Origin of the sequence: Agrobacterium sp. NPDC090283 (assembly GCF_044769685.1) — a bacterium.
Taxonomy (GTDB): Bacteria; Pseudomonadota; Alphaproteobacteria; order Rhizobiales; family Rhizobiaceae; genus Agrobacterium.
In genome coordinates, this window is record NZ_JBIVYG010000001.1 from 318426 (window position 1) to 330636 (window position 12211).

At 59.3% G+C, this 12211-nt stretch carries 14 protein-coding genes and 1 tRNA gene; 14 read left to right on the plus strand and 1 reads right to left on the minus strand.

The features are described 5' to 3' along the window. Positions 1-20: 20 nt before the first annotated feature. The 4 genes from ACIQUH_RS01585 to ACIQUH_RS01600 all read left to right on the plus strand — a co-directional run bounded on the left by ACIQUH_RS01585 (position 21) and on the right by ACIQUH_RS01600 (position 4569). Positions 21-467: a 6,7-dimethyl-8-ribityllumazine synthase gene (locus ACIQUH_RS01585; protein ID WP_020809943.1), complete on the plus strand. Its 447-nt coding sequence runs from the start codon at positions 21-23 to the stop codon at positions 465-467. Between the two features lie 4 nt (positions 468-471). Beyond that, positions 472-969 (plus strand): transcription antitermination factor NusB, encoded by a 498-nt coding sequence (gene nusB / locus ACIQUH_RS01590; RefSeq protein ID WP_010971444.1) that lies wholly within the window; start codon positions 472-474, stop codon positions 967-969. Between the two features lie 21 nt (positions 970-990). Further along, complete coding sequence (locus ACIQUH_RS01595; RefSeq protein ID WP_400812079.1) at positions 991-2214, plus strand: MFS transporter; 1224 nt, start codon at positions 991-993, stop codon at positions 2212-2214. A 216-nt stretch (positions 2215-2430) separates the two neighbouring features. Further along, complete coding sequence (locus tag ACIQUH_RS01600) at positions 2431-4569, plus strand: sodium-translocating pyrophosphatase (RefSeq protein ID WP_400812081.1); 2139 nt, start codon at positions 2431-2433, stop codon at positions 4567-4569. Positions 4570-4645: 76 nt separating this feature from the next. Here ACIQUH_RS01600 and ACIQUH_RS01605 read toward each other — a convergent pair whose 3' ends face one another. Then, positions 4646-5176: an outer membrane protein assembly factor BamE gene (locus tag ACIQUH_RS01605; protein WP_400812082.1), complete on the minus strand. Its 531-nt coding sequence runs from the start codon at positions 5174-5176 to the stop codon at positions 4646-4648. A 271-nt stretch (positions 5177-5447) separates the two neighbouring features. On the opposite strand from ACIQUH_RS01605, the gene ACIQUH_RS01610 reads away from it, so the two are divergent. From ACIQUH_RS01610 to ACIQUH_RS01655, 10 genes are all read left to right on the plus strand, one after another. Continuing rightward, positions 5448-5987: a ubiquinol-cytochrome C chaperone family protein gene (locus tag ACIQUH_RS01610; protein WP_400812083.1), complete on the plus strand. Its 540-nt coding sequence runs from the start codon at positions 5448-5450 to the stop codon at positions 5985-5987. An 8-nt stretch (positions 5988-5995) separates the two neighbouring features. Beyond that, complete coding sequence (locus ACIQUH_RS01615; RefSeq protein WP_400812087.1) at positions 5996-6559, plus strand: YceD family protein; 564 nt, start codon at positions 5996-5998, stop codon at positions 6557-6559. Positions 6560-6658: 99 nt separating this feature from the next. Further along, positions 6659-7720, plus strand: coding sequence for a phosphate acyltransferase PlsX (gene plsX / locus ACIQUH_RS01620; RefSeq protein ID WP_400812088.1), 1062 nt, complete (start codon positions 6659-6661; stop codon positions 7718-7720). A 4-nt stretch (positions 7721-7724) separates the two neighbouring features. Continuing rightward, positions 7725-8696, plus strand: coding sequence for a beta-ketoacyl-ACP synthase III (locus ACIQUH_RS01625; protein ID WP_003520812.1), 972 nt, complete (start codon positions 7725-7727; stop codon positions 8694-8696). A 243-nt stretch (positions 8697-8939) separates the two neighbouring features. Next, on the plus strand, positions 8940-9278 hold the full coding sequence (locus ACIQUH_RS01630) for an integration host factor subunit alpha (RefSeq protein ID WP_035260182.1): 339 nt from the start codon (positions 8940-8942) through the stop codon (positions 9276-9278). Positions 9279-9551: 273 nt separating this feature from the next. Continuing rightward, entirely contained in the window at positions 9552-10085 is a 534-nt protein-coding gene (locus ACIQUH_RS01635; RefSeq protein WP_400812090.1) for a MerR family transcriptional regulator, read from the plus strand. 163 nt (positions 10086-10248) lie between these two features. Continuing rightward, positions 10249-10977 (plus strand): nuclease, encoded by a 729-nt coding sequence (locus ACIQUH_RS01640; RefSeq protein WP_400812092.1) that lies wholly within the window; start codon positions 10249-10251, stop codon positions 10975-10977. Positions 10978-11208: 231 nt separating this feature from the next. Next, positions 11209-11294 (plus strand) — tRNA-Leu (locus tag ACIQUH_RS01645). Positions 11295-11545: 251 nt separating this feature from the next. Beyond that, on the plus strand, positions 11546-11818 hold the full coding sequence (locus ACIQUH_RS01650; protein ID WP_400812093.1) for a hypothetical protein: 273 nt from the start codon (positions 11546-11548) through the stop codon (positions 11816-11818). Positions 11819-11861: 43 nt separating this feature from the next. After that, positions 11862-12116 (plus strand): hypothetical protein, encoded by a 255-nt coding sequence (locus ACIQUH_RS01655; protein WP_400812095.1) that lies wholly within the window; start codon positions 11862-11864, stop codon positions 12114-12116. Positions 12117-12211: the final 95 nt, after the last annotated feature.

Genomic DNA, 12211 nt, shown 5'->3' on the forward strand with positions numbered 1-12211 from the left:
AAATCCCCAGGAACCCTCACATGTCCAAACCCCATCTTCTTATCGTGGAAGCACGTTTTTATGACGATATGGCGGATGCCCTTCTCGAAGGCGCGAAGTTCGCGCTCGACGAAGCCGGCGCCACCTATGACGTCATCACTGTTCCCGGCGCGCTGGAAATCCCCGCCGCCATCGCCATGGCGCTCGATGGCGCCGACAATGACGGTACCGAATATGACGGCTTCGTCGCGCTCGGCATGGTCATTCGCGGCGAGACCTATCACTTCGATATCGTCTCCAACGAATCCTCCCGCGCCCTGATGGATCTCGCCGTCAGCGAATCGCTGCCGATCGGCAACGGCATCCTCACCGTCGAAAATGACGAGCAGGCCTGGGCGCGCGTGCGCCGCTCGGACAAGGACAAGGGCGGTTTCGCTGCCCGCGCGGCGCTCACCATGATCGAGCTGAAAAAGAAACTGGGTGGCTGAACGCATGTCGGATGTTGAAAACGGCGGTGAACCGCGCCAGCCTTCGGTAAAGCCCGCCAACCAGCGTGGCGCGGCCCGTCTTGCGGCCGTGCAGGCGCTTTACCAGATGGATGTCGGCGGAACCGGCGTGATGGAAGTCGTTGCCGAATATGAGGCGCACCGCCTCGGCCAGGAAGTCGATGGTGACACCTATCTGAAGGCCGATCCGTCGTGGTTCCGTTCGATCGTCTCGGGCGTCGTGCGCGACCAGACGAAGATCGACCCGCTGGTGCGCTCCGCCCTTCTGGAAGACTGGCCGCTGTCGCGTCTCGATGCCACCGTGCGCGCCATTCTGCGTGCCGGCACCTTCGAGATTCTCGAGCGTAAGGACGTGCCGGTTGCCGTCATCGTTACGGAATATGTCGAAATCGCCCGCGCTTTCTTCGAACATGACGAGCCCAAACTGGTGAATGCGGTTCTGGACCGCATCGCCAAGCAGGTGCGCGGCGAGGCAAAACGCTAAAAACAGGCAGGTGAGGAAGAGATGAGCGCGGTTTCCGTCCCCGGACTAGAGGTTCAACTGGACGAGGCGAAGCGCAACGTCTTTCTCCTCACCATGGCGCAGGCGATCATGGGATCGGCCGCGCCCTTGAGCTTTTCGGTCGGCGCGCTCGCGGGTTATCAGCTGCTCGGCACCGACAAGTCGCTCGCGACCGCGCCGCTCACCGGCTTCAATATCGGCGTGGCACTCGGCGCCATCTGCGTTGCGGCGGCATCCCGTTTCCTCGGCCGCAAGGCCGGCTTCATGGTCGGCGCGCTGATGTGTTCGATCGGCGGCGGCATCGCCGCGGTCGCGCTTTTCCGCTCGGATTTCTGGCTCTTTGCCGTCGGCCTGCTGCTGATCGGCATTTCCGGCGGCTTCACGCAGAAAATCCGCTTCGCCGCTGCGGACGCATCACCGTCCTTCTACAAGCCGAAGGCAATCTCGTGGATTCTGGCAGGCGGCATCATCTCCGCCATTGTCGGGCCGCAACTGGCGATTCTCGGCAAGGATCTGCTCGCACCGGTCACTTTTGCCGGCGCATTCATCGCGCTGGTACCGCTCGGCCTCGTCTCGATCGCTATTCTGGCATTCCTGAAATTGCCGGACCCGAAGGCGGCGTCCGCCCATACGGAAGCGGTGAGACCCCTGTCGGAAATCGTCCGCACCCAGCGATTCGTTACCGGCATGATCTGCGGCATAGGCTCTTACGCCTTGATGACCTTCATGATGACCGGCGCGCCGCTCGCCATGGTGATCGGTTGCGGCTTCCCCACGGAACTCGCCACGCTCGGCATCCAGTGGCACGTTCTGGCCATGTTCGCTCCGAGCTTCTTCACCGGCATGCTGATTTCCCGATTCGGCGCGGAAAAAATCGTCGCGGCTGGTCTCATCGTGTTGATGGCCTGCGCCGTCGTCGCCCATATGGGCATAGAACTGTGGAATTTCTGGGCAGCACTCATCCTTCTCGGTCTCGGCTGGAATTTTGGTTTCATCGGCGCAACCGCCATCATCACGTCAAGCTACCGCCCACATGAGGCGGACAAGGTGCAGGGCTTCCACGATATCGTGCTGTTCGGCACGGTGGCGCTGTCGTCCTTTTCGTCCGGCAAGGTGTTCACGGCCTGGGGCTGGTCGGTGATGAACCTTATCATCTGGCCGGTTGCGGGGCTTTGCCTTGTGCTTGTCCTCTCTCTGCTTCTGACAAGGCGCAAAAAAGCCGCCTGAGTCGCGCGCCGCACTCTACCCCTTTCAAGTTTCAGGCAAATTTGTGGGCTTGACGCGAGACCTCGCGCCAACGCAATCTCCGTGCGAGGACATTTTTCCTTGGGAGGGGAACAAATGCCCAATAGGGGATTTCGGACAGGCCGTCCGTCTCCCTCTGCACATGGTTCGCCGCGCCGGGGAGGGAGTGAGACCCGGCCTTTTGGGAGGTAAGTGCGCATGACCGTAATACCCATAGTAATTTTATGCGGTGTCCTGTCCGTGGTTTACGCGGTATGGGCGACCAAGAGCGTTCTCGATGCCGATCAGGGCAATGAGCGCATGCGTGAAATAGCAGGTTATATCCGTGAAGGTGCGCAAGCTTATCTCACCCGTCAATATCTCACCATCGCCATCGTCGGCCTGATCGTCGCCGTTCTGGCCTGGTATCTTCTCTCATCCATGGCTGCCATCGGTTTCCTCGTCGGCGCGGTGCTGTCGGGCGTTGCCGGCTTCGTCGGCATGCATGTGTCCGTGCGCGCAAACCTGCGCACCGCGCAGGCCGCCTCGCACAGCCTGTCCGCCGGTCTCGATATCGCCTTTAAATCGGGCGCCATCACCGGCATGCTGGTGGCCGGCCTCGCGCTGCTTGGCGTCTCGATCTATTATTATATTCTCACCGCGGTGATGGGCCATCCGGCCGGCTCGCGTGAGGTGATCGATGCGCTGGTGTCGCTCGGCTTCGGCGCGTCGCTGATTTCCATCTTCGCCCGTCTCGGCGGCGGCATTTTTACCAAGGGCGCCGATGTCGGCGGCGATCTCGTCGGCAAGGTCGAGGCCGGCATTCCCGAGGATGACCCGCGTAACCCCGCAACCATTGCCGACAATGTCGGCGACAACGTCGGTGACTGCGCAGGCATGGCGGCCGATCTTTTCGAGACCTATGCCGTTTCGGTGGTCGCCACCATGGTTCTTGCCGCGATCTTCTTTGCCGGAACACCGGTGCTCGAAAGCGCCATGGTCTATCCGCTGGCGATCTGCGGCGCCTGCATCCTGACCTCGATTGCAGGTACCTTCTTCGTGAAGCTCGGCACCAACAATTCCATCATGGGCGCGCTTTATAAGGGCCTCATTGCCACCGGTGTGTTCTCGGTGGTGGGCCTTGCGGTTGCCACCTATGCGACGATCGGCTGGGGAACGATCGGCACCGTCGCCGGAATGGAGATCACCGGCACCAACCTCTTCTTCTGCGGATTGGTCGGTCTCGTCGTCACGGCGCTGATCGTCGTCATCACCGAATATTACACCGGCACCAACAAGCGTCCGGTCAACTCCATCGCCCAGGCGTCGGTCACCGGCCATGGCACCAACGTCATCCAGGGCCTTGCGGTTTCGCTGGAATCGACGGCGCTGCCGGCCATCGTCATCGTCGGCGGCATCATCGGAACCTACCAGCTCGGCGGCCTGTTCGGCACCGGCATCGCGGTCACCGCCATGCTCGGCCTTGCCGGCATGATCGTGGCGCTCGACGCCTTCGGTCCGGTGACGGATAATGCCGGCGGCATCGCCGAAATGGCCGGCCTCGATCCGGATGTGCGCAAGGCGACCGACGCGCTGGATGCCGTCGGCAACACCACCAAGGCCGTCACCAAGGGTTATGCCATCGGTTCGGCCGGTCTCGGCGCGCTGGTGCTGTTCGCGGCCTATTCCAACGACCTGTCCTATTTCGCCGCCAATGGTGATACCTATCCCTACTTCAAGGACATAGGCGAGATTTCCTTCAGCCTCGCCAACCCCTACGTGGTTGCCGGCCTGCTGTTCGGCGGCCTTATCCCCTATCTCTTCGGCGGTATCGCCATGACGGCCGTTGGCAAGGCGGCGGGCTCGATCGTCGAGGAGGTGCGCCGCCAGTTCCGCGAAAAGCCTGGTATCATGGCCGGAACGGAAAAACCCGACTACGGCAAGGCGGTGGATCTGCTGACCCGCGCGGCAATCAAGGAGATGGTCATCCCGTCGCTCCTGCCGGTTCTGGCGCCGCTCGTGGTTTATTTCGGCGTTCTGCTGATCTCGGGTTCCAAGGCGTCGGCCTTCGCAGCACTTGGTGCATCGCTGCTTGGCGTCATCATCAACGGCCTGTTCGTGGCAATTTCCATGACGTCAGGCGGCGGCGCTTGGGATAATGCCAAGAAAAGCTTCGAGGACGGTTTTATCGACAAGGACGGCGTGCGCCACGTCAAGGGTTCGGACGCCCACAAGGCGTCGGTGACGGGCGATACGGTCGGCGATCCCTACAAGGATACCGCCGGTCCGGCCGTCAACCCGGCCATCAAGATCACCAATATCGTGGCGCTGCTGCTGCTGGCGGTTCTTGCCCATTGAGGACATGCGGCATTGACGGACAAAAAAGGCCCGGGGAGCGATCCCCGGGCCTTTGAATTTTCCACTCTCTCCGACGTTACGGGGTGTTGTCGCCCGAGCCGAGAATGCTCTTGGCGATGTTGGCGCCGGAGGTGCCGCCGGAAAGCAGCTGCTGCAGGAAGGTCAAATCCTTGCCGCCGGTCGGCGTGGTGCGCGAAATCGTGTCGAAGACCTTGCCGTCCTGCAGCGTGTAATTAGCCTTGCGCTCGATCACGCCGTCCTTGTTGAAATAGATCGCGAGAATGTTCTGTTCGACCAGCGCCGGCTTCATGAAGGCGGCGCGGCGCACGCGCTTCTGCGAGATGTAATAGAACACCTCGTTGCCGAAGGTCGCGGTGGTGGAGGGTGTGCCCATGGTCAGCAGAACCTGCTCGCGGCTCGAACCTTCCGGGATGAGCTGGAGCGACTGCTCGTCCATGACGTAGCCGTTATGGAAGACATCGGTGGTGCTGCTGCAGGCGGAAAGCAGGCCGGATGCGAGCACGATTGCGATGGCGGTCTTGCTCAGAATTTTGCCGTGACTTGCGGATTTCTGCTTGCTCAACTGCTTTTCCCCGACTGCGATCATGAATGGCACCTTCCGGCATTGCGTGGTGCACAGTGTCTGTGCACATGATTGTGTCAATCCGGGGACGGAAAACCCCGATCACTCCCCAAATTCAATGCTTTCCCGGTCTTTTGGAACGCCTCCGTTTCTCTTCGACTGTTTCAGGCGAAAGACGAACGTGACCGTGACAGCATTGCAATTCGTGGATGCTTCGGTAAACCAGCTTTGACGATCATGCAACAAGTGCGATGGGCGGTAAGCGCATTCACCCGTCCCGTTCGGAAAAAAAACGATGATATTCGGGCTGTTCAGACAGAAAAACAACAATCGCGCCATAGTCTACCGGCAATATGCGACCTTGACGGCGGCCGCGCGCACGCCCGGCTTTTATCTCGATCTGGGTGTTCCCGATACCGTCATGGGCCGTTTCGAGATGCTCTCGGTCATCATGATTCTCTATTTCCGCCGCACCAAATCATCAGGTGTCAGCGGGCAGGAGATCGCCCAGGAGATCGTCGATGCCTTTTTCCAGGATCTCGATCACTCCATCCGTGAATTGGGGATAGGCGATCAGGGTGTGCCGAAACGCATGAAGAAATTCGCCGGCATGTTCTATGGGCGGCTCGAATCCTATGCGGCGGCGCTGGATGCTTCCGACCGCGCCGCTCTTGCCGCAGCGCTCCGGCGCAATATATATCCGCAGGTAGATGACGAGGCTCCCGATATGGAAGGGCTGGCGGGCTGGATGATGGAAGCATCGCAAGCCCTTGCCGCCCAGTCCGAAGAGACGATAGCAACCGGAAGCCTGACGCTGCCCCTGCCTGGACAATGAGGTTCACGATGAACGCGCGACACGCCGCAAATGACGACCTGCCTTTTTCCTACCCCGTAAAGGTAGGCCATATTTCCGCCAATCCCGTCAGGATTGGTCTCGAAGCCAGTGCCGAGGAACTGAAGGCGCTGGCGAAATTCTGGGATGTGGTCTCCGTCGAATATCTGAAGGCGGAGCTGCAGGTTTCCCGCTGGAAGAAGGATGGCGTGAAGGTCAAGGGCGAGGTGCATGCGGCGGTCACGCAATCCTGCGTCGTCACGCTGGAACCGGTCTCGAGCAAGATCGATGAGGCCATCGAGCAGATTTTCGTTCCGGAAGGTTCGAAACTGGCGCGAATGGTCACCAATGACGAAGGCGAGATCGTACTTGATCCTGATGGACCCGATATTCCCGACCAGTTTACCGGCGACAGCATTGATGTCGGCGCTGTGGTTGCCGAATTTGCGGCGCTCGCGATCGATCCCTATCCTCGCAAGCCGGATGCGGAATTTCCCGAAACGGCCGACACGAAGCCCGAGGAAGAGAAGCGTCCATCGCCTTTTGCCGTGCTGAAAGATTGGAAAAAAGACTGAATGGCCCGACCGGGCTGAAATAATTTTATTGTAACAAGGGCCGGAAAAGGTATTTTCGCGCAAAACCGCCTGAGTGGCGGCAAGAAGGATAAGGGACGAGTGATCAGAATTGCAATTGACGTCATGGGTGGCGATTTCGGCCCAGATGTTGCCATACCCGGTGCCGCCAAGGCGCTTGAACGGCACAACGATGTAACTTTTCTGCTCTACGGGCAGAAGAGCAAATGCGAGCCCATTCTGGCACAATATCCCGCACTTCGGGAAAAATCGGTCTTTCACGATTGTGAAGTCTCGGTCAGCATGGATGAAAAGCCGAGCCAGGCGCTGCGCCGTGGCCGCTATGTTTCCAGCATGTGGCGCGCCATCGAGGCCGTGAAGCTTGGCGAGGCGGATGTCGCCGTTTCCGCCGGCAATACCGGTGCACTGATGGCCATGGCGAAATTCTGTTTGCGCACCATGGCGCGGGTGGAACGCCCGGCAATCGCCGGCATCTGGCCGACGCTGAAGGGCGAGAGCATCGTTCTGGATATCGGCGCGACGATTGGCGCCGATTCCCAGCAGCTTCTCGATTTCGCCCTGATGGGTGGCGCCATGGCGCGCGCTCTTTTCGATATCGACCGCCCGACCGTCGGCCTGCTGAATGTCGGCGTCGAGGAGGTCAAGGGCCAGGAAGAGGTGCGCGAGGCCGGACGGCTGATCCGCGAGGCCGATCTCGGTACCATCGATTATCGTGGTTTCGTCGAAGGCGACGATATCGGCAAGGGCACGGTGGATGTGGTGGTGACCGAAGGTTTCACCGGCAACATCGCGCTCAAAGCCGCCGAAGGCACGGCGCGCCAGATCACGACGCTTTTGCGCGAAGCGATCTCCCGCAGCTTCTTCGCCAAGATCGGTTATGTCCTGGCGAAAAGCGCATTCGATGTGCTCAGGGAAAAGATGGACCCGCGCAAGGTCAATGGCGGCGTGTTTCTGGGGCTCAACGGCATTGTCATCAAGAGCCATGGCGGCACGGATGCCATCGGTTTTGCCTCCGCCGTCGATGTCGGCTACGACATGGTCCACAACGGCCTGACGGCCAAGATTGAAAATGATCTGAAGATTTACCACGCAAGACGGCTTCCGCCCCCGGCGCCCGAAGCTCTCGTGGCTGACGAGGAATAAGGGAATGATCCGCTCTATAGTCCGTGGTTTCGGGGCAGCGCTGCCGAAGCGTGTCATGACCAACAGTGAAATCGAAGGTGTCGTCGAGACGTCAGACGAATGGATCGTGCAGCGCACGGGCATCAGGCAGCGCTACATCGCCGGCGAAGGTGAAACCACCGCGTCTCTCGGTGAGGCCGCCGCGCGTGCAGCGCTCGACAATGCCGGTCTCACGCCCGACGATATCGACCTCATCATTCTGGCCACCTCCACCCCGGACAATACCTTTCCGGCAACGGCGGTGAACATCCAGAACCGTCTCGGCATGACCCATGGTTTCGCCTTCGACATGCAGGCCGTCTGCTCCGGCTTCGTTTATGCCGTATCGACCGCCGATCTCTATATTCGCGGCGGCATGGCCAAGCGCGTTCTGGTGATCGGTTCCGAAACCTTCTCGCGCATTCTCGACTGGAAGGACCGCACCACCTGCGTTCTCTTCGGTGATGGCGCCGGCGCGCTGGTTCTGGAGGCCGGCGAAGGCGAGGGCACCTCTGCCGATCGCGGCATCCTGACCGCGCAGCTGCGCTCCGACGGCTCGCACAAGGAAAAGCTCTATGTCGATGGCGGGCCCTCCACGACAGGCACGGTCGGCCATCTGCGCATGGAAGGCCGGGAAGTGTTCAAGCACGCCGTCGGCATGATCACCGACGTGATCGAACAGGCCTTCGAGGCGACGGGCACGACGTCGGATGATCTCGACTGGCTCGTTCCGCATCAGGCCAACAAGCGCATCATCGACGGTTCTGCGAAGAAGCTCAACATCGATCCGGAAAAGGTCGTTATCACCGTCGATCAGCACGGCAATACCTCGGCCGCTTCCATTCCGCTGGCACTCGCTGTTGCCGCCGGTGACGGACGCATCAAGAAGGGCGATCTGGTGATGCTGGAGGCCATGGGCGGCGGTTTCACCTGGGGCGCGGTGCTGCTGCGCTGGTAATGGCGCATTCCTGCGTTTGACGGGGTGAGGGTGCGAAATCGGTTGTGTTTTTCGCGCTCATACCCCGGCCAGATGCGCCCGAGTGGTGTGAGCCTGTGTCAAAACCGTATCAGTCGCTCTAAGCCCTTGCACTGATTGCCGAAAGCCTCAAATGAATCTGGAACAATCCCTTGACCGGTCGCCACAAGGGAAATAATCTCGGCGGCTCCTAGAGAAGAGTTCAGACACGGTTTGCGGGGAAAAATGGCCGGGAAGACAGTGACACGCGCAGATCTTGCAGAATCTGTGTTTCGTAAAGTCGGGCTGTCCCGCACCGAATCCGCCGAACTGGTCGAGACGATCATCGACGAAATATGCAACGCGATCACCCGCGGCGAGGTCGTCAAGCTGTCGTCCTTCGCCACTTTCCAGATCCGGGAAAAGAACGAACGTATCGGCCGCAACCCGAAAACGGGTGAAGAAGTTCCGATTTCTCCTCGCCGCGTCATGACCTTCAAGGCCTCGAACGTGCTGAAACAGCGCATTCTGAAGGCCCATACGGCCCGCAAGGCCAAGCAGAAGGGCCAGAAGGCCGGGACGTAATCTCTCTCTCAAGGTCCAGTCGACACGCCTTTTTTGCCTTATCGCAAGCCTTTTTCACCATTCTTCTTGTGAACATACTTGAATTTCAACGTGCAAGCCGTTGAAATCCGGTCGACTCACATCATAATCAATTTTAGTGATTTGTATCTCGCCGCAACGGCGTCGGCGCGGGGTCTAACCGACTTTGCGTGGTGTTTGACCGGTGAGTGAAAAGCGTTCTCGTTCAGTGTCCGGCCGGATGCATGGCGCTCCGGTTCGGATGGGAGTGGAAATTTGGATAAAAGCCCCGACGCGTTTCGGACGATCAGTGAAGTGGCGGATGAGCTGAACCTGCCGCAGCATGTGCTGCGTTTCTGGGAAACACGCTTTCCGCAGATCAAGCCGATGAAACGGGGCGGGGGCCGCCGTTATTACCGCCCTGACGATATCGATCTCCTGAAGGGCATTCGTCACCTTCTTTATGACCATGGTTACACCATCAAGGGCGTGCAGAAGCTGCTGAAAGCCAATGGCAACCGCTTCGTGGCGGCAATCGCCTCCGGTGATCTCGCGACCATGGAAGCCATCATGGCGGCGAGCGGTGAAAAGGAAGTCGCCGAACCGCGCGTCGTCGATACCGATGGGGACGAGGTCGTCGGCCGCCCGAAGGCGAAGCCCAGCGGCCGTTTTTTCGGCTTCGGCGGCGGCAGCAGCGATGCCGAAATATCGGTCGGCAAGTCGAGCATCGGCAAGGATGATCAGGCGCTGCTGCAGGAAGCCCTGTTCGATCTTCTCGAATGCAAGCGGCTGCTCGATCAGGTTCGCTGACGGTTTATCCGCAGCTCACTTGTGTGCTTGTCATTCGGAAATTCGAAAAAACAAGGCGTTAGGGCGTTTTCCCGATTCCGGGAAAAGCGAAAACGCCAGGCAATGCCAACCTTTCGGAAACTCCTTTGGCCGATAATGCGGCTCCGTAAAAAGGAGTCCGATCGTGAGCAATCGAAAATCGACAGCACGACGCCGCACGGCGAAGAAATCGGGTGGCGGCAGCGTTTGGCCCTGGGTGCTGATGCTGGGCGTCGTTGCCGGCGGCATTCAGGTTTACGAACATCGCGACAGTCTTCTGCCGCAGCGGCATGTTGCGAAGGCGACATCTCCAGCCACGAATTCTCCGAAAGTTGCGACAGCGGCCAAGCGCGATTCCGTCACGCCGGAGAAAGTCGCATCCATTCGCCCCACATCGCCCATTCTGCCCGGCAATGGACCGGTGCCGCCACGCCCGATCGCCATGCCGTCTGCCTCGCAGCCGAGCCAGGTCGCAGCTACCCTGCCGGAAACGCGCCCTTCGGTCGAAAAAATCTCGCTCGGTGAAAAAAGCGGTACGTTTGCCTTTTGCGGTCGTTCGGGTCTCAACAATTGCGTGGCCGATGGCAACACCTTCTGGATGAAGGGTGTGAAAATGCAGCTCGCCGGCATCGAAGTGCCGCAGATCGACCGGGCGCGCTGCATGGAAGAGCGCCAGCGCGGTTTCGTTGCGAAGGTCAGGCTTCGAGACATGCTGAATGCCGGCGCCTTCGATGTGGCGTCCTCCGGTGCTGCGGGCGGGCAAGCCACGGAAGGCAAACGGCTTTCGCGCTCGGGCGTATCCTTTGCCGATCAACTCGTGCGGGAAGGGCTCGCGCATCCGGCATCGGCAAAAAATCAGTCCTGGTGTGGTTAGAGCTTTCTCGCTTTTCTTCGAAGCGCGAAAACGCTCCAGCTCTTTGTTTGCCGTATTTCCGGACGGAAAACCGGGTTCCACTTTTCCTGGAAATGCTCCGAGGCCCCGTTGACCGAAACGGTTCGGCCTGTGTAGATGAGGCACAGTCGTGTTTGGGATAGGCCCTGTGCCGGATGCCCGAAGCATGACGATTTTGCAGCGCCCGACCGGAACGGTACGCGGCGCGGCGATGCGGACGTGGCGAAATCGGTAGACGCAGCAGACTTAAAATCTGCCGACCATTGGTCTTGCGGGTTCAAGTCCCGCCGTCCGCACCATTAAATTCAAGAAAGTGACTTTATTTCAATTCTCTAGCATTAAGTCTGTATATCCAGTCCACCTTTCGTCTGTCGGTAGGAAGCTGTGCTGCCCATTCCTGAAGGGCGGAGACGTGATCAAACAGTCCGCGTAGGCGACTTGGAAGTTGATGGCGTCTGCCATGCACTTGGTGCGATTCTAGCCATGAGCATTTATCGAAGCATTCACGATTGGTGCAGTATCTGTGCGCGCAACCTCAGGGAGCAGCCAAATGAATTTTGCCAGTCCAGCCTTTGCCGCCTTCATCGCGTCTCTCAAAGATGATGGATGGGGCCGCTTTGCGTTCTTGGGAGACAAGGAGGCAACAATTGTCGCTGCTGAACTCTACAAACGCAAGATTTTGGCATCGCCAACAGGAGGAGATGGCCTTTGGGTCAACGACGAAATGTGGCGGGGTAGTTTCGAGCAATGGCTTAACTTCGATGTAATGCAAGAGCAGGGAGACGCCACATCGCCGGATAAGGTGGGCATAAAACGTATTTGAGCAACCGCAGGCGCGACGCCTCGTTACCAATCGGATATCTGTAGTGCAAATCGTGCAGGAGCTTAACGTCGTAGAGGTGAGTGACGCCCTTCATACAACGCGCCGTGTTGTTATCATCCAACGGGATGATGGCTTTTACAGCCATGCGGAGCAGTATTACTACGTGTCTAAAGACGAGGGTGAAGTTGCAGCCGAAGGTTGGTGTACGCTCCCCGCCGAAGGTATTTACGAAGACTTACGCGCCGCCTTGCTTGAGGGGCGTATTGCTTTTGCGCTCCAGCACGGAGTCGCCTATTGATAACGGTAGCGTCCAAGTACGTGCACGCGACTGGGGATAAAGTTTTTGTTCACTCCGCCCGAGAATAGAAAAGCAATGTCAACGGCGCGCCGACC